The organism is Anaerococcus sp. Marseille-Q7828 (genome assembly GCF_949769285.1).
Lineage (GTDB): Bacteria > Bacillota > Clostridia > Tissierellales > Peptoniphilaceae > Anaerococcus.
This window is the reverse complement of sequence record NZ_OX458331.1, coordinates 1,485,935-1,511,048: the sequence shown is the minus strand read 5'-3', so window position 1 is coordinate 1,511,048 and position 25,114 is coordinate 1,485,935. Positions and strand designations below refer to the sequence as shown.

22 protein-coding genes and 1 pseudogene are annotated in these 25,114 nt (G+C 34.1%); 19 read left to right on the top strand and 4 right to left on the bottom strand.

Translation table 11 applies throughout. The features are described from left to right. The first annotated feature begins 63 nt into the window (after positions 1-63). Positions 64-822 (top strand): FAD-dependent thymidylate synthase, encoded by a 759-nt coding sequence (gene thyX, locus QNH69_RS07220; protein WP_044565009.1) that lies wholly within the window; start codon positions 64-66, stop codon positions 820-822. Between the two features lie 28 nt (positions 823-850). On the opposite strand, the gene QNH69_RS07215 is transcribed toward thyX, so the two are convergent. The 3 genes from QNH69_RS07215 to QNH69_RS07205 are packed head-to-tail and all read right to left on the bottom strand — an operon-like array spanning position 851 to position 4,258. Beyond that, positions 851-2,230, bottom strand: coding sequence for a S41 family peptidase (locus tag QNH69_RS07215; RefSeq protein ID WP_282929818.1), 1,380 nt, complete (start codon positions 2,228-2,230; stop codon positions 851-853). A gap of 11 nt (positions 2,231-2,241) precedes the next feature. Then, the gene (locus tag QNH69_RS07210; protein ID WP_282929817.1) at positions 2,242-3,564 is read right to left on the bottom strand and encodes a HAMP domain-containing sensor histidine kinase; all 1,323 of its coding nucleotides are present in this window, start codon (positions 3,562-3,564) and stop codon (positions 2,242-2,244) included. Next, entirely contained in the window at positions 3,545-4,258 is a 714-nt protein-coding gene (locus QNH69_RS07205; RefSeq protein WP_282929816.1) for a response regulator transcription factor, read from the bottom strand. The genes QNH69_RS07210 and QNH69_RS07205 overlap by 20 nt, the downstream gene beginning before the upstream one ends. Positions 4,259-4,459: 201 nt before the next feature. Between QNH69_RS07205 and QNH69_RS07200 the strand changes: the two genes are divergently transcribed. Further along, on the top strand, positions 4,460-4,753 hold the full coding sequence (locus tag QNH69_RS07200) for a GlsB/YeaQ/YmgE family stress response membrane protein (protein WP_282929815.1): 294 nt from the start codon (positions 4,460-4,462) through the stop codon (positions 4,751-4,753). A 106-nt stretch (positions 4,754-4,859) separates the two neighbouring features. Here the strand turns inward: QNH69_RS07200 and QNH69_RS07195 are convergent, their stop codons facing one another. Beyond that, positions 4,860-7,787 (bottom strand): transglycosylase domain-containing protein, encoded by a 2,928-nt coding sequence (locus QNH69_RS07195; protein WP_282929814.1) that lies wholly within the window; start codon positions 7,785-7,787, stop codon positions 4,860-4,862. A 139-nt stretch (positions 7,788-7,926) separates the two neighbouring features. Between QNH69_RS07195 and hflX the strand changes: the two genes are divergently transcribed. The 17 genes and pseudogenes from hflX (at position 7,927) to QNH69_RS09325 (ending at position 25,099) form a co-directional block, all read left to right on the top strand. Then, positions 7,927-9,162: a GTPase HflX gene (gene hflX, locus QNH69_RS07190; RefSeq protein ID WP_282929813.1), complete on the top strand. Its 1,236-nt coding sequence runs from the start codon at positions 7,927-7,929 to the stop codon at positions 9,160-9,162. After that, positions 9,140-9,778: a YigZ family protein gene (locus QNH69_RS07185; protein ID WP_282929812.1), complete on the top strand. Its 639-nt coding sequence runs from the start codon at positions 9,140-9,142 to the stop codon at positions 9,776-9,778. The genes hflX and QNH69_RS07185 overlap by 23 nt, the downstream gene beginning before the upstream one ends. Before the next feature lie 8 nt (positions 9,779-9,786). Further along, entirely contained in the window at positions 9,787-10,521 is a 735-nt protein-coding gene (locus tag QNH69_RS07180) for a YebC/PmpR family DNA-binding transcriptional regulator (RefSeq protein ID WP_282929811.1), read from the top strand. Beyond that, positions 10,521-11,321 (top strand): prolipoprotein diacylglyceryl transferase, encoded by an 801-nt coding sequence (gene lgt / locus QNH69_RS07175; protein WP_282929810.1) that lies wholly within the window; start codon positions 10,521-10,523, stop codon positions 11,319-11,321. The genes QNH69_RS07180 and lgt overlap by 1 nt, the downstream gene beginning before the upstream one ends. Positions 11,322-11,456: 135 nt before the next feature. Further along, entirely contained in the window at positions 11,457-11,870 is a 414-nt protein-coding gene (gene mraZ / locus QNH69_RS07170; RefSeq protein ID WP_044565017.1) for a division/cell wall cluster transcriptional repressor MraZ, read from the top strand. Between the two features lie 2 nt (positions 11,871-11,872). Continuing rightward, positions 11,873-12,793, top strand: coding sequence for a 16S rRNA (cytosine(1402)-N(4))-methyltransferase RsmH (rsmH, locus tag QNH69_RS07165; RefSeq protein ID WP_282929809.1), 921 nt, complete (start codon positions 11,873-11,875; stop codon positions 12,791-12,793). 2 nt (positions 12,794-12,795) lie between these two features. Then, a complete protein-coding gene (locus QNH69_RS07160) occupies positions 12,796-13,197 on the top strand; it encodes a hypothetical protein (protein WP_282929808.1) in 402 nt (133 codons plus the stop codon). Between the two features lies 1 nt (position 13,198). Further along, positions 13,199-14,149 (top strand): phospho-N-acetylmuramoyl-pentapeptide-transferase, encoded by a 951-nt coding sequence (mraY, locus tag QNH69_RS07155; RefSeq protein WP_044565020.1) that lies wholly within the window; start codon positions 13,199-13,201, stop codon positions 14,147-14,149. Further along, complete coding sequence (gene murD, locus QNH69_RS07150; protein ID WP_282929807.1) at positions 14,146-15,471, top strand: UDP-N-acetylmuramoyl-L-alanine--D-glutamate ligase; 1,326 nt, start codon at positions 14,146-14,148, stop codon at positions 15,469-15,471. Before mraY ends, murD begins: the two co-directional genes overlap by 4 nt. After that, positions 15,468-16,562, top strand: coding sequence for an undecaprenyldiphospho-muramoylpentapeptide beta-N-acetylglucosaminyltransferase (murG, locus tag QNH69_RS07145; RefSeq protein ID WP_282929806.1), 1,095 nt, complete (start codon positions 15,468-15,470; stop codon positions 16,560-16,562). Before murD ends, murG begins: the two co-directional genes overlap by 4 nt. Beyond that, on the top strand, positions 16,552-17,382 hold the full coding sequence (locus tag QNH69_RS07140; RefSeq protein ID WP_282929805.1) for an FtsQ-type POTRA domain-containing protein: 831 nt from the start codon (positions 16,552-16,554) through the stop codon (positions 17,380-17,382). The genes murG and QNH69_RS07140 overlap by 11 nt, the downstream gene beginning before the upstream one ends. A gap of 25 nt (positions 17,383-17,407) precedes the next feature. Then, positions 17,408-18,508 carry a cell division protein FtsZ gene (gene ftsZ / locus QNH69_RS07135; protein ID WP_044565023.1) on the top strand — a complete coding sequence of 367 codons (1,101 nt, stop codon included), beginning with the start codon at positions 17,408-17,410 and terminating at the stop codon, positions 18,506-18,508. 1 nt (position 18,509) lies between these two features. Beyond that, complete coding sequence (gene nrdR, locus QNH69_RS07130; protein WP_282929804.1) at positions 18,510-18,959, top strand: transcriptional regulator NrdR; 450 nt, start codon at positions 18,510-18,512, stop codon at positions 18,957-18,959. Between the two features lie 58 nt (positions 18,960-19,017). Next, positions 19,018-20,337, top strand: coding sequence for a replication-associated recombination protein A (locus tag QNH69_RS07125; protein WP_282929803.1), 1,320 nt, complete (start codon positions 19,018-19,020; stop codon positions 20,335-20,337). Beyond that, entirely contained in the window at positions 20,327-21,715 is a 1,389-nt protein-coding gene (gene asnS, locus QNH69_RS07120) for an asparagine--tRNA ligase (protein WP_282929802.1), read from the top strand. The genes QNH69_RS07125 and asnS overlap by 11 nt, the downstream gene beginning before the upstream one ends. A gap of 7 nt (positions 21,716-21,722) precedes the next feature. Continuing rightward, positions 21,723-24,149 (top strand): leucine--tRNA ligase, encoded by a 2,427-nt coding sequence (gene leuS, locus QNH69_RS07115; RefSeq protein WP_282929801.1) that lies wholly within the window; start codon positions 21,723-21,725, stop codon positions 24,147-24,149. 428 nt (positions 24,150-24,577) lie between these two features. Continuing rightward, positions 24,578-25,099 (top strand): annotated as a pseudogene (locus QNH69_RS09325) (VTT domain-containing protein). The last annotated feature ends 15 nt before the right edge of the window (positions 25,100-25,114 follow it).

Sequence of the window (25,114 nt, the reverse complement as noted above, 5' to 3'; positions counted from 1 at the left end):
TTTTAAGGGGAAAGGCTTAGCCTTTCTCTTTTTTTTGTGTTAATATAATTGAAGGAGGATAGAATGAGAGTTGAATTGATAAATTACACCAAAAATGCAGAAGAAACCATAGCCCAAGCTGGAAAACTTTGCTATTCCAAAGTTGGAGTAGATGAAATAAAAGAAAAATTAGATGATAAAGCTATAGAAAAATACATAACAATGCTAATGGATATGGGACACATGTCACCAATTGAGCACGTTAGCTTTACATTTGCTGTTGAAGGAGTTTCAAGAACACTTACCCACCAATTAGTTAGGCATAGGCTTGCATCATACTCCCAACAATCACAGAGATATGTAAAGCTAGAAAATTTTGAATACATAATTCCACCCGCTATAAAAGAGGACAGTAAGGCCCTAGAAATATATGAAAAGGCCATGGAAAATTCCAAAGAAGCTTACCTAAAGATATCAGAATCACTATTTGATAAATATTATGAGGAGAATATATCAGATGGGCTTAATGAAAAGGAAGCTAAGTCAAAGGCAGAGAAAAAATCAATAGAAGATGCTAGATATGTATTTCCAAATGCTTGTGAAACAAAAATAGTTTTTACTATGAATGCTAGAAACTTGCTTCATTTCTTTTCTCTGAGATGTTGCAACAGGGCTCAATGGGAGATAAGAGAGATGGCCTTAGAGATGGTAAAAATATGTAAAGAAATATATCCTACTTTATTTAAAAATGCTGGTCCATCCTGCGTAAATGGTCCTTGTCCAGAAGGTAAAATGACTTGTGGTAAGATAAAAGAGGTTAGAGAAATCTACAATAATCTATAAAAAATAAGCTCCTAAAAAAATGGGGAGCTTATCTTAGTATATTGAGCATTGAATTAATTGGCTCTTTGGAATTGATTTTTTGATCATATTCTAAATATAAATTTTCTTCGTTCTTGCTAAAGGATGAGTTTATTGAAACAATAAGACCTGAGTGTTCCAATATATATAAATTGCTAGGGGCATTGTAGATGACATCCTTATGAGTTCTAGCAGATTCTAGGGCGTTTTTTACAATATAAGCACCATTTGTTTGCAATACTCTAGCAAATTTGATAGCTTCATTAGCAGTATTTTCATTGGTCAAAACATATATTTTCCTCACCGCATATTCTATATTTCTTTTAATATCAAGGCTTAGCTGATCATAATATAGGTATTGGTTAGGATCTATAAGGTCAATTTCATCTGGATATTTTGATGAATCGTTTTTTACATAGGCTGTTTTGTAGGGGCTATTTTCATCTTCCTTGAAATTTGCAAGACTATCCTGGAAAAGTTTAGACCTATAAAATACCATATTATCCTCATGGTGGTCATTTGCCATAAGGATCTTTGATAATTCTATCCAGTAGGTATCATCAATAGAATTGTTGTCTGACAAATCCAAGATAATAGTTCCAATAGGTCCATTATCTCTAAAGAAGTCAGTTATTTTTTTAATATCTCCATCAACTTCATTTGCTCTAAAGTCTTTTAAGGTAATGGTAGCAACATTATTCTCAGCTTTGGTTATTTGCATAGAAGGCTTATCAATATTTGCGTTTTCCAAGAGTCTCTTGTACCTATCTACAGCTTGTGGATTTTCTAAGACTGTTTTTTGTGGAGACTTGCCTTTGTTCCTGTAATAATCAAATAAACTATCATAAGTTTGTTTATCAATTACAAAGGTCCTAGTGTCATCCAAGACATCCAAGTACTGTTTTAGTATAGAGTAATAGTCTTGGTCAGTCTTAGAAGCAGCTATTTTTTTTCTGAAATTCTGGTATTGGTTAGAAAATTCTAGAAAATCTTTGGTATTTAGTTTATCAACGGCATAATTTTTTGAAATCACATCATATAAGTCGTCAAAATCTGTAATCTTTTCTGCAGTTGATAGGGACCTGTTTTCAGATGGGCTTACAAAAACCTCGCTTCCTATACTATCCAAAACTTCGTCACGGAATGCTGGATATCCCATTTTCTTATAGGAATAAATACTATTTACAATTGCCTTTGTTGCAAAAAATAGGATTGTAAGAAGTATTGCCAATATGACAATTCTACGAATGAGGAATTTTCTACGCCTTTGTTTCCTCTTTTTTTCGACTCTTTTTCTCCTTGCTGGACTCATATTTTCTGTATTTTTTGGGGATTTTTTCTTATCAAGGTCTTTTTTTTGCCTTGATTTTCTTTTTGTATCTCTTGACATAATATCCTGCTTTAATTTTTAAAAGTTAAAATAAAGGTCGTTCCTTGGTTTAGAACAGAGTTAACTTCGATTTTTCCTCCTAAAGCTTCCACAAAATTTTTAGTTATAGATAGACCTAAGCCGTGGCCATTTTCATTTGTGTTTCTAGCATCTTCTATACGATAAAACCTCTCAAAAATCCTATCAATCTTATCTTCTGCAATACCTACACCATCATCAATTACCTTGATTTCAAATAAACTAGGGTCGCCAGATAGGAAAACATCAATATTACCATCTTGGCCGATAGCCTTTATGGCATTTGATATAAGGTTTTGTATAACTTGGGTAAACTTATCCTTATCAGATGTAATTACGATTTGATCTTCAATATGAGAATTAATATTGATTCGGTTATTATTTGCATTTGGCATAAATGTATAAATGATGCGGTTAATAAGTAGGGATAAGTCAAACTCTTCATCTTTAACCTCAAAATACTTTACATTTTCATCAAAAGTCTTTTTAAGCCCTATAACTAGACCTTCAAGCCTTGTTACATCTTCAAGTAATATGTCCATGGTTGTTTCATCAGCCTCGACAACTCCATCTCTGATTGCTTCTATATAAAGCTGCAAGTTGGTAAGAGGGGTTCTAAGCTCGTGGGAAATGTCCTGGGCATATTGTTTTCTGATTTCTTCTTGGTTCTTTAAGTTTTTTGATAGGTAAGTTATATTATCTTGCAAGTTTTCTAGTTCTACTATATCTGTATTTTGATTAATTATATTATAATCGCCATTTTTAATCTTTACTGCATCATCGCTTATTGTCATTATTGGTTCAGATATATTATCCGATAGGATAAGGCTTATTATTATACCTATGACAAGCGATATTAGTAGGGAGTATACAATAGCCGAAGAGAAGTTCTTTTGAAGTTGGTGTATGGGCTCGGGGTTAGCATTGTAGGTTACTGTAAGAGTTCCCGATCTTTGCTTTCTATCCAAATTGACTAAGTTTATATTTTTGTGCAAGAGGGGATAGGTGTTATTTTTATCTCTTCCATTAACTTCATAGGAAGTATTCCCGTTGCTATCCTCATACTTAATATCAACTTCCAAATCTTTGGCAAGGTCATCGAGATTGTCCCACATCTCGTCTATAGTAATATTTGGATCTTTGATATAGTTTTTAAACCAAAAACTAACTTCGTTGGGTCTATAGTCAGGTATATCACTTAATAATTCTCTGTAGTTAAAAGTGACAAATAAGGTCACTAATATGGAAAACACAAGGACGCAGGCTAGGATACCTGCTATAAAGTTTCTGATGATTTTACTCTTTAATGTAGTCATCAACTCCGCCTGATTTGTAACCCATACCATAGATTGTCTTTATATAGTTTGGTTTTTTTGGATTATCTTCTATTTTTGCCCTGATATTTTTTATATGAGTATCGATAGCTCTGTCATAGGCCTCGTAGTCATAGCCAAATGTCAGCTCAATAATTTCATCCCTGGAATAGATTTTGTTTGGGTTTGAAAATAGGGTTTTAAGAATCTGAAACTCATTTTTTGTAAGCATGATCTCTTTACCATCTTTAAAAATACGGTTGTATTCAAGATCCATCTCAAGTCTGCCGTCATTGGTTTTTATAATGTCAGCTCTTGGAATATTATATTTTTCTATCCTTCTTAGGACAGCCTTTACTCTTTCTACCAATTCTTTTGGTGAGAATGGCTTTGTTACATAGTCATCTGCACCAAGTCTTAGTCCGTCAACACGGTTGTTTTCTTCAACCTTTGCAGATACCATGATAACTGGGATTTCAGATTTGTTCCTAATCTCCTTGATTACTTCTTCTCCAGGAAGTTTTGGTAGCATCAAATCTAGGATTACTAGGTCTATGTTATTTTCTTCAAAAACTTTTAGACCTTCCATGCCATCAAAGGCTTGGAGAACTTTGTAACCTTCTTTTTCAAAATATGATTTCATTATTGTAGAGATTTTTTTCTCATCTTCTATTATTAAAATTGTTATTTCATTCATAGTATATACCTCACAAATTATTATACCATAAGGACAAGATAAAGTTTTCATAGTCTTTATAGATTATTGTAATATTTGTGAGATTTATAAAAATTGAATAAGCTAAAAATATTTGTTTCAAAATGTGTTTTTGGGATATAAATATAATGTGATAATACTTAATTTATTAGGTAATTTTTTACAAATTTGAAAGGAGTAAATATGTTTAATCAAACAGGAATTATTATGACCCTAGTCCTAGGCGCATTAGCTGGATGGATTGCTAGTATGATTATGGGCAAAGATGCTCAAATGGGAGGCGTTGCTAACATCATAGTTGGCATTATCGGTTCTGTTATAGGTGGATGGATTTATGATGCATTCTTCCTAAAGGGAGCTGCTCCAAGCACATTTACCCAAGTATTATGGGCAGTAATTGGTGCTGTAATCTTACTATGGATTATTAACTTAATTACTAATAAGAGTAAAAAGGGTAATACAAAGAAAAGATTCTAATATTTAGAGATTTGAAAAATCAGGGTTTAATAGCTCTGATTTTTTTGTGCAGATTTATTGCAAAGAAAAAAGCTCAAACAAGTATAAACTTGCTTAAGCTTTTCTTCTAAAATCCACGGTTGCCGTCAGTTCCTGTACCGGATCCAGGATTTTGTTGGTTGTTATTAGTTCCTGAACCAGCATTTGGATTATCACCGTTTTCGTCTTTGTCTTTGTCCTTTTCATCTTTATCTTCATCGTCCTCATCATCTTCGTCTTCTTCAGGTGGGACATAGATAAGGGTTGAATATTCTGTTGGTGGTCTGTAATTCCAGTCTCTTGGCAAGATGCCACCAAATTCATTAGGATCATAGTTGCTCTTTGGCTTTATAAAGGCTCTATTTTCTACAGCCCAGCTTGGTGTAACATCAGATGCTAGGAGATTATTTCTTGAGTCTACAGTAACCATTACGTGAACATCATCTTCTTCTGTTGGAGTATTCTTTGGTCCAAATATTTCTGTAATCACAGTTCCACGTGGGTCCCAAGCAGAGATCTCAGAAGGTAGTTTACCACTCATAGTGTCCACTTGCATTTCTACTATGCTATCAGGTCTTTCAAATTGTTTAATCTCGTAACCTTCTAGTATGTGGTTATTTATAACATTCCACATCAAGGCAGCTCTTTGGATTGATGTGCCGTTCAAGTGTAAGTTTTGGTCATCTGAACCCATCCATATACCAACTGTGTAATATGGGGTATAGCCCATACACCAGAAGTCAACTTGGTTGTCTGTTGTACCTGTCTTGGTTGCAAAATCCATATCGTCTATATAAATATTGTTGTAATACTTACCAGTTGATTGGAGGGCAGAGGTTATTTGGTAAGCTGTATCTTCTGTTGTAACTTCATGAGTAGTTACATTGTCATCATCAAATAATACCTTGCCAGTAGAATCTTCTATTTTTGAGAAGGTCAATGGTTCATTATAGGTTCCCTTGTTTGCAAGGGCTGCATAGGCTGCAGTCATATCAAGTGTTGTAAGACCTCTAGTCATTGCTCCAAGACCCATGGCAGCAAGGTTTTCGTCATTGGTTTGAGCATTATCTTCTTTTGTAACAAAGTTATCATCGCCATCTTCTTTGATGATTCCGAAGTTTTTGAGATACTCTAAGCTTGTTGGAATACCAATTTCTTTTAGGGTTCTTACTGCAATTGTATTGATAGAATATTCTATGGCTTTTCTGATTGGAATAACGCCCATATAATATTCGTACACATTCTTTGGCCAAGGTTTGTCATCTTCTGTTTTTATAACAGGAACATCGTCCATACCAGTAGCAAGGTTATATCCATTGTCCAAGGCAGGAGTATAAGTTGCGATTGGTTTGATAGATGAACCAGGCTGTCTAGGAATAACAGATGCCCTATCGAGTAATCTAATACCGGTTTGGTCACGACCACCCATTATGGCCTTGATGTGACCGTTTTGTTGGTCTATTACTACAGTTGATGATTGAGGTTGGATTACCCCTTCAAGGTCAATATCGTAATAATCTTTTGATAGTGAGAAAGATCCATCATCGTATGCAGTCAGTAAATCTTCATTTTTATCTAAATAATCTTTGGAAATAACTATATTTTGCTCTTCATCTAGGCTGATTTCTTCATTGGATCCAAAGGCAATGTGGCCCGTTCTGTGGGTTCTAAGATTCTTATTATTCTCATCAAGTGTGTAGAAATTCCTAAATATCAAGTTGGTTTGGTCAAGATATGCCTTGTAGGTCTTTAGAACTAGGTTGCCATGATCATCAAACCAAGCTTCGTCAGGTCTTAATCTTAGATCATTATCGTCATTTAATATATTTGATTGAGCATAATAAAGTAAATTACCTTCTTTATTTAAAATATTGCCATATTGGTCATAATTTAAATCCAAGAGTGGGGCTTGTTGGTAGCCTGATGTGTCGCCCATAATATATGATGAAAAGTCAGCATAGATTGCTTCAAGTTCTTTTTGCATATCTTCATCAATAGTTGTTGTTATCCTAAGTCCGCCGTAATATAGCCTATCCCAAGCTTGGTTTTCGCTCATGTCGTAAAGTTCTTGAAGTTTTTTGACAACTTGTCTTTCAAGAAGAGAGTTAAAGTAGTTTGCGATTTCTGTATTAGATCTTTCGGCTGGAACAATTGATGCGGCCACATCAAAGTCAACAGCTTCTTTGTACTCTTTGTTTGAAATATAGCCAAGTTCAAGCATTTTCTCTAGGGCATATTTTTGTCTCTTGTATGGTTCCGGGTTATAAATTGCAGAATATTTTTCACCTTCAATAGTAAACTCGCCCAAAACTTTTTGGTCAGTCACTTCGCTAGTTTTGATAGCCTTATAAAGTGAATTTTCTGATGGAGATTGGACAATACCTGCAAGAGCGGCACATTGAGCAAGGTTTAGCTCGGAAACATCCTTATTAAAGTAGGTTCTTGCAGCTGCTTGGACACCGTATGAGTTTTGGCCCATAAATACACGGTTTAGGTAAGCGCTTAGTATTTCGTCCTTATCCAAGGCATCTTCAATCTCTAGGGCTAGGAAAATTTCTTTGATTTTTCTTTCATAAGTTTGGTCATTTGTAAGGTAAGTATTACGTGCCAATTGTTGGGTTATAGTTGAACCACCACGGACGATACCGCCAGCCTTGAAGTTATCTATGGCTGATCCTAATATGGACTTAAAGTCTAGTCCTGGGTGACTTTCAAATCTCTCATCTTCAACAGCTATAAAAGCATGTTTCAAATCATCTGGGATTTGTTTATTGTCAACTATTTCTCTGTATTCGCTAGTAGCTATTGAATCTACTTCATTACCATCTTCATCAACTATAGTGGAGTTTTGACTCATCTCATATTTGATAATGTTAGGATCTATCTCTGGAGCAGTTTTCATAACCTCAAGGATTGCACCGCCAGCAAGGCCGGCTAAGACAATTCCTATAGATCCAACAAATAGTAGGACTATTAATATGAGTTTTAACACTATAGAGGCAATTTTCTTAAACATTAAGCCTCCTAAATTTTTTATTTTTTCATTTATTTATTTCAATATTATTCTTATTTTATCATTTTTTTAAAAAATAATCTATAAGCCATTTTCTTTATTAATTTTCTTCAAATCGTATAATCAAATGGAAAGGATCTTTATGCAGGAAGTAATTCAAGTTAATGTTTTAAATAGAGATGATGATTTAGACAATAAAATATACGAATTGGAATCATTAATTAACACGGCTGGGGGTAAGTCCCTGGCCTATGTCAGCCAAGTAGTAGATAAGGTTAATCCTAGATACTACATAGGTAAGGGCAAGGTTAGTGAGATTAAAGATTTGGCAGAAAAGCTATCGATAGACACAGTTATATTTGATGTGGAACTATCAGCTAGCCAACTATATAACCTAGAAGAAGAACTAAAACTTCACGTAGTAGATTGGACAAGTTTGATACTAGATATCTTTGCCTTGCGTGCTAATACCAAGGAAAGTAGGCTAAAAATCAAACTAGCTCAGCTCAAATATCAGTTACCTAGACTTAACAAGTGGTTTTCATATCTGTCTAGGCAGGCTGGTGGTATAGGTACCAGAGGACCTGGTGAAACCATGCTTGAGACTGATAGGCGTGCTGTCGTTAGAGATATCAAATCTTTGGAAAGTCAGCTTAAGGATGTAGAAAAAACTAAGAAAATAAACAGGAAAGCCAGGACAAATATCCACAATATTTCTCTTTTGGGCTACACCAATGCAGGTAAGTCTACTATCTTAAATCAAATGATGAAATTATTTGGCAAGGATAAGTACGTTTATTCTGATGACTTGCTATTTGCAACTCTTGATACATCAACTAGGAGGCTAGACTTTGCCAATACCAAGGTTACCCTCACAGATACAGTTGGTTTTATAGACAATTTGTCAGAAGAACTTAACGATTCTTTTTTGACAACCTTAGATGAGATAAAATTTGCAGATATGCTCTTGATTGTAATAGATGCAAGTCACAACATAGAACACCAAATCCATGCGATAGAAAAAGCCCTAGAAGACATAGAAGTAGCCGATAAGGAGATACTTTATGTCTTCAATAAGATGGATAAGGTTGATGATAAGCTTAAGGTTGAGCTTTTCAAAAGGGATAGGGATAGGATTTATATATCAGCAAGGGATGACGATGATATAATAAGACTTAAGGAAAAAATCGTATCAATAATAAAAAGCGATTACCAAAGAGTAAATATGCACATACCATTTGCCCATGGGGAAGTTTTGGACTATATGATGACAAATTACGATATAGAAAATACCGAATATGACCCAGATGGCACTAATATAGAATTTGATATATCAAAAGAGGACTTAAACAAATATGACCGATATATCATCAAATGAATATAAGACCGTAAAGGGTCAAAATCAGAGTCAGTTTGAAGAAGAAAAATCAGTTTTTATTACAAGTATTTCCCATGTAGAAAGTGAAGATGAGGCCAAAGATTTTATAGGAGAGATTTCACAAAAATACAAAGATGCCACCCACAATTGTACGGCATATATAATAAATGAGATACCTCTTATAAAAAGATATGATGACAACGGAGAGCCAACTGGTACAGCTGGTCTACCCATGTTAAGTGTCCTAGAAAAAAATGAGCTTACAAATGTGGCTGTTGTCGTTACAAGGTATTTCGGTGGCAAGCTTTTGGGCAAGGGAGGTCTTGTTAGAGCTTATTCTAGGGGAGTAAGTGATGTAATCGATGGAAATATTGTTTACAAAAGACCTTTTTATGTAGTAGAATTAATTCATTCGTATAATGTTCTCGGTCAAATTGAAAATTATCTAAATGAAAATAAGATAAAGATTATAGGCAAAGATTTTACCGACAAGGTAAGTCAAAGAGCTTATATAAGTCTAGATACTTTTGAAAAAATCGAAAAGGATTTGACCAATTTGACCAGTGGACAAATAAATATTGAAAAAAAAGAAGTAAAAATGCTTTTTACTAAGTAGGAGGATATATGTCAGGACATAATAAGTGGAGCAAGATTAAAAACAAAAAAGGAAGTGAAGATGCCAAAAGAGGCAAGATCTTTACCAAACACGCTAGAAATATCACTGTAGCAGCTCGTCAGGGGGGAGATAATCCAGACTATAACCCAGCACTAAAGGCGGCAATTGATAAGGCAAAGGCAGATAATATGCCAAATGATAACATCGACCGTGCCATCAAAAAAGCAACAGGTGAGGGAGCAGGAGATAATTACCAAAGGATAATCTATGAGGGCTATGGTCCAGGTGGAGTAGCTATCATAGTAGATTGTCTTACAGATAATGTTCAAAGAACTGCACCGGATGTTCGCCATGCCTTTGACAAAAATGGTGGAAATTTGGGAACAGATGGATCAGTTATGTTTATGTTCGACCAAAAGGGAATAATACTTGTTGACGGTAAAGACAAGGACTTCGATAGCTTTATGATGGATGCTCTTGAAGCTGGAGCAGATGATGTAAGCGAAGAAGGCGAATTTTTTGAAGCTATAACAAGTGTCGAAGCTTTTAATGATGCAAAGGAAAGTCTAGAAGGGTCTGGCTATGAGAGCAAAAGAGCTGAGATAACATATCTTGCTCAAAACTATATTGAAGTTGACGAAAGCCACCACAAGGCCCTAGAAAAATTAATTGATAGCCTAGAAGATAACGATGACGTACAAGAAGTATATACAAACTGGCAAGAACCAGACGAGGAAGAATAATGACTTTTAATATAGACCCCGTAGCTTTTTCGATTTTTGGTATAAAAATATATTGGTATGCTTTAATCATAGTATTTGGGGTCATACTTGGAACACAATTTGCCAAAAAAGAATTTGTAAGAAGAGGTTTTGAAGAAGACTTTATCTATGATATCCTATTTGTCATTTTGCCAAGCGGGATAATCGGTGCAAGACTTTGGTATGTAATCTTCATGTGGGATTACTATTCACAAAACCCTGGACAAATTCTAAATATAAGAGGTGGAGGGTTAGCTATTCACGGTGGAATAATATTTGGAACCCTTGCCCTTTACCTATATTCCAAACGCAAAGAAGTACCTTTCCTAGATATGACAGATGTTATGATACCATCCCTTGCTCTAGGCCAAGGCATAGGCAGGTGGGGAAACTTTGTAAATCAAGAAGCTCACGGTGGACCTACAGACCTGCCTTGGGGAATAATAATTGATGGAGTAAAAGTTCATCCCACTTTCCTCTACGAATCTCTTGGAGATATAATAATATTTTTGATATTAATAAATTGGCACAAAAATAATCCAGACAAGGGCAAAATTTCAGCCTCGTATTTGATAGGCTATGGAATATTGAGATTCTTTGTAGAGGGACTAAGGACAGACTCCCTATACTGGGGCCCACTAAGAACAGCTCAAATCATTTCCCTAGTATTTATATTGTTGGGAGGAGTTTTATTTTTTATATCAAATAAGAAAAATCTCCCACCTTATTTTAAGTCCAAAAAACAAGTGGAAAAGAAGCAAAACATCATAAATTTCAAATAAATTTAAGAAAATAGGCAAATAAATATAAAATATTAAGAAATCGATCATTTTGGTCGATTTTTTTTGTTTGCTTTATTAGCTAATATGGTATAAAATAATTACAAAGTGGATTAAAGTGGTTTATGGTGGTAAGAAATGTTTTTAGGAGAATTTACTCACAAGTTAGATTCAAAAAATAGAATAATGATTCCTAGTGAATTTCGTGATGATTTGACTGAAGAATTTTTTATCACAAAGGGACCAGAGAATTCTTTGGTGATTTATACCAAGGATGAATTTGATAAGCAAAGCGTAAGGCTTGATAATCTCATAAATGAAAACAAAAAAAATAGGGCCATAAAAAGACTATTTTTCTCATCCACAATCAAGACTAGTCTAGACAAACAAGGCAGGGTTTTGCTAAATAAGAATTTAAGAGATTATGCAAATATCGAAAGTGAGGCTATGATTATCGGCAACAACACAACAATTGAGTTGTGGGATGTAGATACATGGCAAGCTTATATAAATGAAGTCGAGGTGAATTTATCCGATATTATGGATGAATAATTATGGAATTTGAACATATTTCTGTTTTGGCAGAAGAAACTATAGAAAATTTGAATATAAAACCTGACGGAATTTATGCAGACCTTACACTTGGCAAGGGTGGCCATAGCAAGAAAATCTTGGAAAAATTATCTGATAAGGGTAGGCTAATAGCCTTTGACCAAGATAAGGAAGCTATAATGGCTGCCAAGGAAAATCTTAAGGATTTTTCAAATGTAATTTACGTCAATACCAATTTTGAAAATTTTGAATCGACTTTGAAAGATTTGAATATTTCAAAAATAGATGGTGCTTTGATGGATATTGGTGTCAGCTCGTATCAAATTGATAATGCTAGCCGTGGATTTTCATATATGCACGATGGCCCACTTGATATGAGAATGGATGTCGAAAATGAGTTAACAGCAGAGACAATTGTAAACGAGTATTCCAAAGAAGAACTTACTGAAATCTTCTCCAAATACGGTGAGGAAAGATTTTCTAAAACTATAGCTAGAAATATTGTCGATTATAGAAATAAACAGCGAATAGATACGACTTTCAAATTAAGAGATATAGTTAATAAATCGGTAAGAACTAAGGAAGCTCATCCAGAAAAAAGGGTTTTTCAAGCCCTACGTATTGAAGTTAATAGGGAACTAGAAGTATTGGAAAATACTATAGAAGATGTGGTTGATCATCTAAATGTTGGTGGTAGACTTTGTATCATAACATTTCACTCACTAGAAGATAGGATTGTCAAAAACAAGTTCAAGGACCTGGAAAAAGACTGTACTTGTCCACCAGGACTCCCAGTATGTGTTTGTGATACTGTTAGGAAAGTAAAGATTATCACCAACAAACCAATTGTTGCAGGAAAGAAAGAATTAAGTGAGAATTCTAGATCAAAAAGCGCTAAGCTTAGAGTATGTCAGAGGGTTTAATTATGAATTATAGCAAAACTATAAATCAAACTTCAATTAATACCAATCACAATAGAAAAAGACTAAAAGTTTCTGAAGGTCCTAGATATAGTCAAAAGCATAAGAACAAAATGCTAAGAAAAAGGGATAGAAGGCTAAAAAGTACTTTGATTATTTTGTCATTGGCTGTGATTGTAAGTTTGTCATATTTTAATATAAATAAAAGAAAAGAATTGAAAGCTAAGAGAATTGAGTATAATACTCTTATGAATCAAGTAATAACAAAAGAATTAAAGAGAGATCGTTTAGAAGCAAAACTAGAAAATTCTGTTGATTTAAACAGGATCCAACGCTATGCTATGGAAGAACTTGGCATGGTCTATGCAAAAAATGAGACTCCAATAAATAACATAGAAGGTAATTAATATGACAGATATGTTTAAGATTGCTATTATTAGTATTTTATCTTCTATAGTTTTAGGCTATGCTATACTTCCCATACTAAGAAATATGAAAGTGGGACAAAACATTAGAAAAGAAGGTCCAAAAAGCCACTACCAAAAAGCAGGTACACCTACCATGGGTGGAATAATATTTTTGATAGCAGCACTTTTGATAACTTTAATCTATGTTCCATTTAATCTAAGCTCTGCAATTATAATAATTGCATTTCTTGGCTACGGAGCCATTGGTTTTATAGACGACTATAGAAAACTAGTTTTAAAGCAATCTGAAGGATTAAACCCAAAACAAAAAATAATACTACAATTTGGCCTAGCTATACTTATTACAATATTAGCTTTTATTAACGACAAAGATAGTGTAATGAAAATGACAATACCATTTTCAAACTATCCGCTATCTGTAAGCATCCTAGGTTTTCCAATCTTGATATTTATCATAGTAGGAACAACAAATGCAGTTAACCTGACTGACGGCCTAGATGGACTTGCTACAAGCGTATCACTTCCAGTCTTTATCACCTTATTTTTGATAAGTACAAAAGACTCATCAAGAATATTTTCTATTATAATGTTTGGAGTGCTATTAGGATTTTTGTTATTTAACTCAAATCCAGCTTCAGTATTCATGGGTGATACAGGATCTATGGCAATAGGTGGGGCTGTTGTTGCCCTTGCTATCATTGAAAGAATTCCAATCTATTTAGTGATATTTGGTGGAGTTTATGTGATGGAAACTTTATCAGTAATGATTCAAGTATTCTCATATAGGCATAGAAACAAGAAAAGAGTATTTTTGATGACTCCAATCCACCATCACTTTGAGTTAAAAGGATACAAGGAGCCAAAAATTGTAAGTGGCTTTACAATAGTTAGTGTTTTATTATGTTTAATAACATTGGTGGCAATTTTATGAGAAAAGTTTTAGTATACGGACTTGGTGTCAGTGGTATATCCACAGTTAAAAGCCTAGCTGAGATGGACTATCAAGTTTATACTTATGATAAAAATAAAATAGAAATTGAACAATTGAAGGGCTATAATTATAGCCCTATTTCTGATTCAAAAATCATGGATATTGACTATGATTTTGTGGTAAAATCTCCAGGAATCAAGCCTAGTGACGATTTATTGGTAAGATTAGCGGAAAAATATGAAATAATTTCTGATATAGAATTATCTTATAGGCTTTTTCCTGATAAGAAGTTTTTAGCTATTACTGGAACTAACGGTAAGACTTCTACAACTTCTATGATTAGTCATATCTTAAATGAAAATGGAATTAGGGCCATATCTGTAGGTAATATTGGCGAGGGTATTTTGTGGCAGATGAAAAATAATGATGCTGTTTTTGTTGAAGAGCTTTCATCTTTTCAGCTAAAAGACACATCTTCCTACCATCCACACATAGGAGCTATACTAAATATAAGTCCAGATCATATAGACTGGCATGGATCTTACGAGGATTATATAAATTCTAAGTTTAATATTGCCAAGAACCAAGATAACAATGATTACCTAATCATTAACCATGAGGATGAGATTTTATCTAAGAACAAGGATAAATTTAAGGCAAATATTTATGAGTTTTCAAGTAAGAGAGAAATTACTAAGGGTTTATATTTAGAAAATGATAAAATAATCTTTTCTGAAGCTGATAAAAAAATAGAAGTCCTAGATGTCAAAGATTTAAAAATAATAGGTAATCACAATTATGAAAATTTGATGGCAGCTATTCTTGAAACTTACCTATTTGGACTAGATTTTGATCAAATAGCAAAGGCAAGCAAGACTTTTGTGTCTATAGAACACCGCCTAGAATTTGTTGATGAAGTTTGTGGCGTGAAGATATATAATGATTCTAAGGGTACAAATGTTGATAGTTCTATAAAGGCAATCAATAGCTTCACAGATCCTATAATTATAATAGGAGGGGGCTATGACAAGAAGATTGACTATAGTGACTATGTAAAAGCTTTTACAAAAAACGGCAAAGAAATGATTATCCTTGGCGAAACTAAGGAAATGCTAAAAGATTTGTGCCAAAAATATTCTGTTAAATACAAAGTAGTTGATGATATGGACCAGGCTGTAAGATATGCTGTAAGCATAGCGCAAAGTCCTGATATCATCTTGCTATCTCCAGCTAGTGCAAGCTGGGATATGTACGATTCCTACCAAACTAGGGGTCGAGATTTTAAAGAAAAGATTGATAAGTACAAAGGAAATATTAAATGAGAGTAATAATTTCAGGTGGTGGAACTGGTGGACACATATATCCAGCCATAGCCATAGCCCAAAAATTACAAGCTAATATTGAAAACTGTGAGATTCTTTATGTTGGGATCAAAGGTGGACCAGAAGAAGCTATAGCAAAAAAATACGGCTATGAATTTAGGCCGATTGATGGCATGGGTCTACCTAGAAAGATTAACAAAAGATTTTTCAAATCCCTATCCAAAAATATGAAGGGTTTTAAGGCGGCAAGACATATTGTAAAGGAATATAAACCAGATATAGCAATTGGTACTGGTGGCTATGTGTGTGGACCTATTATATATAAGGCTGCTAAGGCTAAGGTTCCTACTATAATCCACGAATCAAACTCTTATCCAGGAGTCACATCCAAATTCCTATCAAAAAGAGTAGACTACCTATGTATATCTTATCCACAAGCCAAAAGACACTTAAAATACAAGGATAATATTGTCGTTACAGGCAATCCTGTTAGGACAAATTTCAAGGAAACTTTTACTGATGAGGACTTGGCAAAGCTTGGCATAAAGAAAGATAGGCCAGTAGTATTTTCCTTTGGAGGATCAAACGGTTCATACGCCCTAAATAAGGCGGTAATAGAACTTTCAAAGATTTTAAAGGATGAATTTTACCTACTTCATCAAACAGGTAGACGTAACTATGATAAATTTATGGAAGAAGTCACTGAGAATCCTTATATCAAGGCATTTTCCTATATTGACAATATAGATTTATTCTATGCTGTAAGCGACTTGGTAATAGCATCAAGTGGGGCAATGAGTCTTGCTGAAATATCAGCAGTAAAAAAACCTTCTATTTTGATACCTAAAGCTTACACTACAGAAAATCACCAACAATATAATGCACAAACTTATGTTGATAATGGTGCAGCCCTTATGATTCTAGAAAAAAATCTTGATGGCAAACTTTTATATGATGATATTCTTTCTATAATAAACGATAAAGAAAAGCTAGGAGCTATGGGCAAGGCTGCAGGTTTGCTTGCAGATGAGGATGCTAGTGATAAGATTCTAGACTTAGTATTGGAATTAGTTGGTAAAGATGCAAAATAATAACGATAACAGATATTTAAAAAAAGATGGAAAAACCGTAAAGAAAACTTACGTGGCCAAGAAAAATAATCGGAACTTTGAAAAGGAGAAAAAGTTATTTTCTAAGCCCTTTGTATTTTTTCTCATACTATTATTTCTATTAACTGTTCTCTACAGCTTATATATCCACTCTTTTATGCAAATATCTGATATATACATAAGCGGCAACAAAAATATAAGTGATGAACAAATTATAAGTCAAATGTCAAATCCTATCGGAGAAAACATATTGATTTATAATGTAGCAGACAGCAAAGAAAGGATTAATGCTATTGACTCTGTCGATGGCGTAGAAATCAAGAAAGTTTTTCCAAATCTTTTATCCATAGAAGTAGATGAAAGTTATCCACTCTTTTATCAAGAAGAAAAAGATAAGACTTACTATATAGATAACAAAGCTAAGATTACAGAAAATAGCCCAGAAAACAATGAAGGACTTATCAAAATCAGAGGGGCAAAGCTTAGAAACATCACAGGTGAAAACTTTACTAGCTCAGAAGCTTCACTTAATTTTATTAAGGCAATCCAGGAATTTTCCTACATTGACAAGGTAAAAGAAATAGATTTGGAAAATAAGGCCGAAATTGGTATAATGTTAAATGATATAGATGTAAAATTCGGTGATTTGAACAATATTAGTGATAAGTTAAAATTACTAGATAAAATCCTAAATGATATCGACCAAAAGGGCGTGCTTGCTGTTCAAATAGACCTAGATAATGGCAAGAATCCTAGAGTAAAAGTGGACGATCAATCATTTAGTGAAGATCTAAATTATTAAAAAATTAGAGATGACGGGGGAAACTATGGCAAACATTAATATGGAAATGGACAATAGCGCATTAGCTAAGATAAAGGTCATCGGTGTAGGTGGCGGTGGAAACAACGCTATCAGCCGAATGAGAGACAATGGACTATCAGGTGTAGAATTTGTTGCAGTAAATACAGACTTACAAACTCTACAAGAATCAAATGCAGACATTCGCCTACAAATTGGTGAAAAACTAACTCGTGGACTTGGCGCTGGTGCTAATCCAGAAGTTGGAGAAAAAGCTGCCGAAGAAAGCAAAAATGATATCACAGAATCCCTAAAGGGAGCCGATATGGTATTTATCACTGCTGGAATGGGCGGCGGTACTGGTACAGGTGCTGCTCCAATTGTTGCAAATGTTGCAAAAGATTTGGGAATATTAACTGTAGGTGTTGTTACAAAACCATTCACATTTGAAGGTAGAAAAAGACAATCCCAAGCAGAAGCAGGTGTAGAAAGACTTAAAGAAAATGTTGATACACTTATTACAATTCCAAATGATAGACTTCTTCAAATAGTTGAAAAAAGAACATCAATGGTAGATGCATTTAAACTTGCTGACCAAGTTTTGATGGATGCAGTTTCAGGTATTTCAGAACTAATTGCAGTTCCAAATGTAATCAACTTAGACTTTGCTGACGTTGAATCTATCATGAGCGATCAAGGTATAGCTCATATGGGTATTGGTCGTGCAAATGGCGAAAATAGAGCAGTTGATGCTGCAAAAGCTGCTATCAATTCTCCACTTCTTGAAACATCTATCGAAGGTGCAAAGGCAGTTCTACTAAATGTTACAGCTGCTGAAGTTGGTTTGATGGAAGCAAACGAAGCTGCAGAATTAATTCGCGATAATATTGATTCTGATGCAAATATCATCTTTGGTGTAGGTAGTGATGAATCACTTGGTGAAGACATCAAGATTACTGTTATTGCTACAGGTTTTGACAACCAAGCTAAACGTCGTGATGACCTTAACCCACACAGAAGTCAAAGAAGCGATTATGAATCAGCTCCAAGAAATCAAAGATCAAACCAAGAAACAAAGGCTAAGAAAAATCCATTTGACGATATAGATTTACCAGACTTCTTAAAGTAATATGAAATGCCCTTATTGTCATTCAAATAATACAAGAGTTCTTGATTCAAGAGCCACCGAAGATGACACAGCTATCAGACGTAGAAGGCTTTGCGAAGATTGCGACAAAAGATTTTCAACCTATGAGAGGTATGAAGATAATACCGTTATGGTTATTAAAAAAGATGAAACAAGAGAGTCTTTTAACCCATCTAAGATTATATCAGGGGTAGTGAAAAGCTGCCAAAAAAGACCTGTTTCCATGGATCAGATAGAAGAAGTTGCCAAAAATGTTGAAGTAAAGATTAACCATACAGGCAAAAAAGAAGTTACTTCAACCTATATAGGCGAACTTGTCATGGATGAACTAAAGGATCTTGATCCAGTTGCATATGTACGCTTTGCCTCAGTTTACAGAGAATTTAAAGATGTCGATTCATTTTATGATGAAATACTTAATTTAAAAGATTAAAGATGCTAGTGAAAAGCTTAGGCTATAAGCTAGCTTCTTTTTTTATAGGAAGGCTTTTATGGATTTATTTGAATTAAATAGGCAATATGAATTAGAAAAATCTGCACCACTAGCTGATAGGCTTAGACCAAAAACTCTGGAAGAGTACATTGGCCAAGAGCATTTGGTGGGCGAGGGAATGATTATAAATCGTATGATAAAGGCAGATAGAATTTATTCTATGATTTTTTATGGACCACCAGGTGTTGGCAAGACTACACTTGCCAAAATTATTTCCCAATCTACAAATATGGCTTTTGAAGAACTTTCCGCTGTATCTAGTGGGATTTCTGATGTAAAAAATAAGATTCAAATAGCTAAGGACAATCTAAGCTATGAGAACAAGAAGACCATTTTATTCATAGACGAGATTCATAGGTTCAACAAGTCTCAGCAAGATTATCTCTTGCCCTTTGTAGAAAATTCCACCATAATACTTATTGGAGCAACTACTGAAAATCCATATTTTGAAGTAAATAAGGCCCTCATATCAAGAATGTATGTTTTTGAATTAAAGAGTCTAACAGATGATAATTTGAATAAGTTAATAGATCAGGCTATAAGTACTGATACAATTCTTGCAAATAAGAACATTGAAATAAATGAAGAAGCTAGAAAAACTCTTATAAAATATTCAAATGGTGATAGTAGGGCTCTGTTAAATGGACTGGAGATTGCAATATTTTCAGAAAATGAGAAAGATGGTAAAATTATTATAGACAAAGATACTATCGAACACTCTATCCAAAAAAAGATTGCGATTTATGATAAAAAGGGCGATAGGCACTACGATACAATATCTGCCTTTATCAAGTCTATGAGGGGATCAGATATTGATGCAAGTTTATTTTACCTGGCAAAGATGCTTGAATCTGGTGAGGATATCAAATTTATTGCAAGGAGAATGATTATATTTGCAGCAGAAGATATTTCTAATGCAGATCCAAATGCCCTTATCCTTGCTACATCAACTTTTGATGCTATAAACACAGTTGGTATGCCAGAAGCAAGGATAATTCTTGCCCAAACGGTAACCTACCTTGCAGCTGCTCCTAAGAGCAACTCGACTTATAAGGCCATAGCAAAAGCTATGGATTTTGTGAAAAATAACCCCGACAGGGAAGTTCCAAATAAGCTAAAGGATTCCCACTATCCAGGCAGCAAGAATCTAATCCATGATTCCTACCTATATCCCCACGATTTTGGTGGATATGTAGACCAGGATTATCTTCCGGATGATTTTGTCGGAGAAAGATTTTATGATCCGATTTTTGTTGGATACGAAAAGAATATGATAGAAAGATTAAATAAAAGGAAAGAAGGAAACAATGAAGATTAGAGAAATTTTAAATGATATAGATAAGTATGTTGATACTGATGTAGTTGTCTCAGGTTGGATTAGAAACTCAAGATTTGGTAAAAATGTTGGTTTTATAGAACTAAATGATGGTTCTACTTTCAAGAACTTACAAATAGTAGTAGGAACAGATAAGGAAAATTATGACCAACTTTCCCACCAATTTTTATCAACAAGTTTAAAGGTAGAAGGAAAACTTGTTGCTACAGGCAATAACAAGACTCCTTATGAAATTCAAGCTGATAATATCGAAGTTTTGGGCGAATCTTCAGACAAGTTTCCAATCCAAAAACAGAGACAAACACTTGAATTTATGAGAACTATTCCTCACCTTAGACCAAGAACAAATACCTTTAGAGCTGTATTTAAGGTAAGAAGTTCACTAGCTTATGCCCTACATAAATTCTTCCAAGAAAGAGGTTTCTTATATGTGAACCCACCAATTGTTACAGGTTCTGATGCAGAGGGTGCTGGTGAGATGTTCAATATCACAACAATGAACCCAAAAGAAGTTCCATTAAAAGAAGATGGAAGCGTTGATTACGGCAAAGACTTCTTTGGCAAAAAATCTTATCTAACTGTATCTGGACAACTAGAGGCAGAAGATTACGCTCTAGCTTTTGGTGATGTTTACACCTTTGGCCCAACCTTCAGGGCAGAGGAATCAAACACACCAAGACACGCAGCAGAATTCTGGATGCTTGAGCCAGAATTGGCCTTTGCTGATTATAATGTAGCAATGGATGTAGCTGAAGACATGATCAAATATATAATTGACTATGTCCTTGAAAACAACAAAGATGAAATGGAATTTTTCAATAGATTCATAGATGAGGGTCTATTTGAAAGATTAGAAAAAGTTAGAAATGCTGAATTTGCAAGAATAAGTTATACAGATGCAATAGAAAAACTAAAAGCAAGCGGTGAAAAATTTGAATTCCCAGTTGAATGGGGCATGGATTTACAAACTGAACACGAAAGATACTTATCTGAAGTTATAGTAGATGGACCAGTATTTGTAACTGACTATCCAAAAGATATCAAGGCATTTTACATGAAAAGAAATGATGATGGCAAGACCGTAGCAGCATTTGATATGCTTGTTCCAGGTGTTGGAGAACTAATAGGCGGTTCTCAAAGGGAAGAAAATTTGGACGAACTTCTAAAATCATTTGAAGAAAATGGCTTAAAAGAAGAAGACTACCAAAACTATCTTGACCTAAGAAGATTTGGATCTGTAGTTCACTCAGGATTTGGTCTAGGCTTTGAACGTGCTGTTATGTATGTTACTGGTATGAAAAATATCCGTGATGTTATCCCTTACCCAAGATATGTAAATGCATTTACTGATAGAAACTAGGTGAAAAATGACTGATAATAAATTTCCAGAATATAATCCCAATGCTATTGAGAAAAAATGGCAAAAAATTTGGGATGAAGAGAAAACATTTCATAGCGAAATAGACCATAATAAGGAAAAATTCTACGCCCTAGTAGAGTTTCCTTATCCATCTGGACAAGGCTTACACGTTGGTCACCCAAGGCCATATACAGCTTTAGATGTGGTTTCTAGAAAAAAGAGACTTGATGGATTGAATGTTTTATATCCAATGGGATTTGATGCCTTTGGTCTACCAACAGAAAACTATGCTATTAAAAATAAAATACACCCAGCCAAGGTAACTGAAGATAATATTAAAAACTTCAAAAATCAACTAAAATCTATTGGCTTCTCTTTTGATTGGGATAGGGAAGTAAATACTACCGATCCAGACTATTACAAATGGACCCAATGGATTTTCACTCAATTATATAAAAAAGGCCTTGCTTATAAAGACGAGATGAGTGTAAACTGGTGTCCAGACTGTCAAGTAGGGCTTGCTAACGAAGAAGTAGTTGATGGTAAGTGCGAAAGATGTGGCAGCGAAGTAGTCCATAAGATGAAGAATCAATGGATGCTAAAAATTACTGAATATGCTGATAGATTAATTGATGATTTAGATGAAGTTGATTATGAAGATAGGATAAAAGCTCAACAAATCAACTGGATAGGCAGGTCTAAGGGTGCCAATGTAGACTTTGATATAAAAGATACCGATCAAAAACTTACAGTTTATACAACTCGTCCAGATACCATCTTTGGTGTAACATATATGGTAATATCTCCAGAACACCCAATACTTGATCAATATAAAGAAAAAATTAACAACTTTGACCAGCTTGTTGACTATCAAGACCAAGCACGTAAAAAATCAGACTTTGAAAGAGCTGAGCTAAACAAAGATAAGACTGGAGTTATGATCGATGGATTATCAGCCATAAATCCTCTTTCTGGCAAGGAAATCCCAATATGGGTTTCTGATTATGTACTTATGACCTATGGTACTGGTGCTATTATGGCTGTTCCTGCTCATGATAGTAGAGACTATGAATTTGCAAAAACTTTTGACATGCCAATACTTCCAGTATACGAAAATGGGAAAGAAACTGAATTACCACTAACAGATATTAACCAAGGTATATCAATTAACTCAGATTTCTTAAATGGTCTTTCTGCTAGGGATGCTAAGAAAAAAGCTATAGAATATATAGAAGAAAAGAACTTAGGCCAAGCTACTACAAACTTTAAGCTTCGTGACTGGGTATTCTCCCGTCAAAGATATTGGGGAGAGCCAATTCCTATGGTTTATTGCGAAGAACACGGTTGGGTGCCAGTTGATGAAGCTGACCTTCCAGTAAAACTTCCAGAAGTAGAATCTTACGAACCAACAGCTACTGGAGAATCTCCACTATCAGAAATAGAGGAATTTGTTAATACAACTTGTCCAATCTGTGGGAAAGCTGCAAAAAGAGAAACAGACACTATGCCACAATGGGCAGGATCTTCATGGTATTACTTAAGATATATGGACCCACATAATACTGATGCTCTTGCAAGCAAAGAAGCTTTGGATTACTATAGCCCAGTTGATTGGTACAATGGTGGAATGGAACATACAACTCTTCACTTATTGTATTCAAGATTCTGGCACAAATTCCTATATGATTTAGGTATAGTTCCAACAAAAGAACCATATATGAAGAGAACAAGCCACGGTATGATTCTTGGTGAAGACCACCAAAAAATGAGTAAATCTCGTGGCAATGTAGTAAATCCTGATGATATAATCCGTGATTATGGAGCAGATACACTAAGAACTTACGAAATGTTTATAGGAGACTTCTCATCAACAGCAATATGGTCTGATGAGGGAGTTCGTGGCTGTAGAAAATACCTAGAACGTGTCTATAACATGATTGACCTAGTAGAAGATGGGGACCATTATTCTAAAGACCTAGAAGTGGCAATTCACCAAACTATCAAAAAAGTCACAGAAGATTATGAAAATCTTAAGTTTAATACAGCTATAGCAAGCCTAATGTCCCTATCAAACGATATGAGAGCAGCAGGAAAAATCACAAAGGCAGATTTTAAGACCTATATTATCTTACTAAATCCAGTTGCTCCACACCTAACAGAAGAATTGTGGGAGATGGCAGGATTTGAAGGAAAGCTAAACCAAACATCTTGGCCAACTTACGATGAGAAGAAGCTTGTCAAAGATGAATTTGAAATGCCAGTTCAAATCAACGGCAAGGTACGTGGCAAGGTGATAATGCCAATAAATGCAAATAAAGATGATGCCATAGAAGCTGCCAAGAACGATAGCAATATAGCAAGTCACATAGCAGATAAGGAAATAAGAAAAATAATATATGTTCCTGGCAAGATTTTAAATATTGTTGTGGGATAGAGAAGACTAGGATGTAATGTCCTAGTTTTTTTATCCAAAGGCTAATTTCAATTGGGGTATATATAATATTACGAGAAATAAAAAATTATAAGCATAATAAATATATAATAGATTGAATAACAAGCTTGCTTTTCAAGACTTGTTTTTTTATATAATGTTTCTAATAATACTTAAAAGGATTTAATGACTATTTAATATTAATGATTTTAACTTTAATAAGAAAATAATTTACTTAAATTATTTTTGAGCTTAATATTTAATTTTTATTTCAGATATATTGTAATTATTATTTATTAGTGTATCATTATATATGGTACACTACTTATTTTAATAGACTTTAAGAAGGTATTATGATTGATTTTATAAAAAAGTATAAGTTCTCGATACTTTCTGCAGGGATATTTATTATCTTATGATTATTAGCTTATATGGGATACAAAAATGGAAATTTCGATTCAATAGAAAGTTTTAGAGCTTATGTCCTATCATATGGACCATGGGCGTTTTTGATATTTTTTCTTGCAAATATAATGCAAGTTGTCGTTCCGGGAGTTCCAGGAGGAATTATTTTAGCCTTTGGAGTTATCACCTTTGGACCATTAAAAGGCTTTATTTACAACTATTTATCAATATGTATAGGATCTATAATAAATTTTCTAATATCAAAATCTTTTGGCCAAGATTTGCTAATAAAAGTATTTGGAGAAGAGAAATTTGATAAATATAAAGATAAAATATAGAAAGATTCCTATGAAAAGTTTTTTGCTTGGGCTATACTTTTACCTGTAGCTCCTGATGACTTCTTGTGCTATATAACAGGCTTAAGCAATATGAGTTTTAAAAAATTTGCAAAAATTATATTTCTTTGTAAACCACTACCTATATTTGCCTATTCTATGGCTTGGTACTTTGGCTTTGATTTAATAATGAGCAATTTAAATTTTAAATAAATTTGACAATAATAT

Coding starts and splice junctions, on each gene's coding strand:
- thyX (WP_044565009.1), top strand. CDS start 64: ATGAGAGTTGAATTGATAAATTACACCAAAAATGCAGAAGAAACCATA.
- QNH69_RS07215 (WP_282929818.1), bottom strand. CDS start 2,230: ATGTCAAGAGATACAAAAAGAAAATCAAGGCAAAAAAAAGACCTTGAT.
- QNH69_RS07210 (WP_282929817.1), bottom strand. CDS start 3,564: ATGACTACATTAAAGAGTAAAATCATCAGAAACTTTATAGCAGGTATC.
- QNH69_RS07205 (WP_282929816.1), bottom strand. CDS start 4,258: ATGAATGAAATAACAATTTTAATAATAGAAGATGAGAAAAAAATCTCT.
- QNH69_RS07200 (WP_282929815.1), top strand. CDS start 4,460: ATGTTTAATCAAACAGGAATTATTATGACCCTAGTCCTAGGCGCATTA.
- QNH69_RS07195 (WP_282929814.1), bottom strand. CDS start 7,787: ATGTTTAAGAAAATTGCCTCTATAGTGTTAAAACTCATATTAATAGTC.
- hflX (WP_282929813.1), top strand. CDS start 7,927: ATGCAGGAAGTAATTCAAGTTAATGTTTTAAATAGAGATGATGATTTA.
- QNH69_RS07185 (WP_282929812.1), top strand. CDS start 9,140: ATGACCGATATATCATCAAATGAATATAAGACCGTAAAGGGTCAAAAT.
- QNH69_RS07180 (WP_282929811.1), top strand. CDS start 9,787: ATGTCAGGACATAATAAGTGGAGCAAGATTAAAAACAAAAAAGGAAGT.
- lgt (WP_282929810.1), top strand. CDS start 10,521: ATGACTTTTAATATAGACCCCGTAGCTTTTTCGATTTTTGGTATAAAA.
- mraZ (WP_044565017.1), top strand. CDS start 11,457: ATGTTTTTAGGAGAATTTACTCACAAGTTAGATTCAAAAAATAGAATA.
- rsmH (WP_282929809.1), top strand. CDS start 11,873: ATGGAATTTGAACATATTTCTGTTTTGGCAGAAGAAACTATAGAAAAT.
- QNH69_RS07160 (WP_282929808.1), top strand. CDS start 12,796: ATGAATTATAGCAAAACTATAAATCAAACTTCAATTAATACCAATCAC.
- mraY (WP_044565020.1), top strand. CDS start 13,199: ATGACAGATATGTTTAAGATTGCTATTATTAGTATTTTATCTTCTATA.
- murD (WP_282929807.1), top strand. CDS start 14,146: ATGAGAAAAGTTTTAGTATACGGACTTGGTGTCAGTGGTATATCCACA.
- murG (WP_282929806.1), top strand. CDS start 15,468: ATGAGAGTAATAATTTCAGGTGGTGGAACTGGTGGACACATATATCCA.
- QNH69_RS07140 (WP_282929805.1), top strand. CDS start 16,552: ATGCAAAATAATAACGATAACAGATATTTAAAAAAAGATGGAAAAACC.
- ftsZ (WP_044565023.1), top strand. CDS start 17,408: ATGGCAAACATTAATATGGAAATGGACAATAGCGCATTAGCTAAGATA.
- nrdR (WP_282929804.1), top strand. CDS start 18,510: ATGAAATGCCCTTATTGTCATTCAAATAATACAAGAGTTCTTGATTCA.
- QNH69_RS07125 (WP_282929803.1), top strand. CDS start 19,018: ATGGATTTATTTGAATTAAATAGGCAATATGAATTAGAAAAATCTGCA.
- asnS (WP_282929802.1), top strand. CDS start 20,327: ATGAAGATTAGAGAAATTTTAAATGATATAGATAAGTATGTTGATACT.
- leuS (WP_282929801.1), top strand. CDS start 21,723: ATGACTGATAATAAATTTCCAGAATATAATCCCAATGCTATTGAGAAA.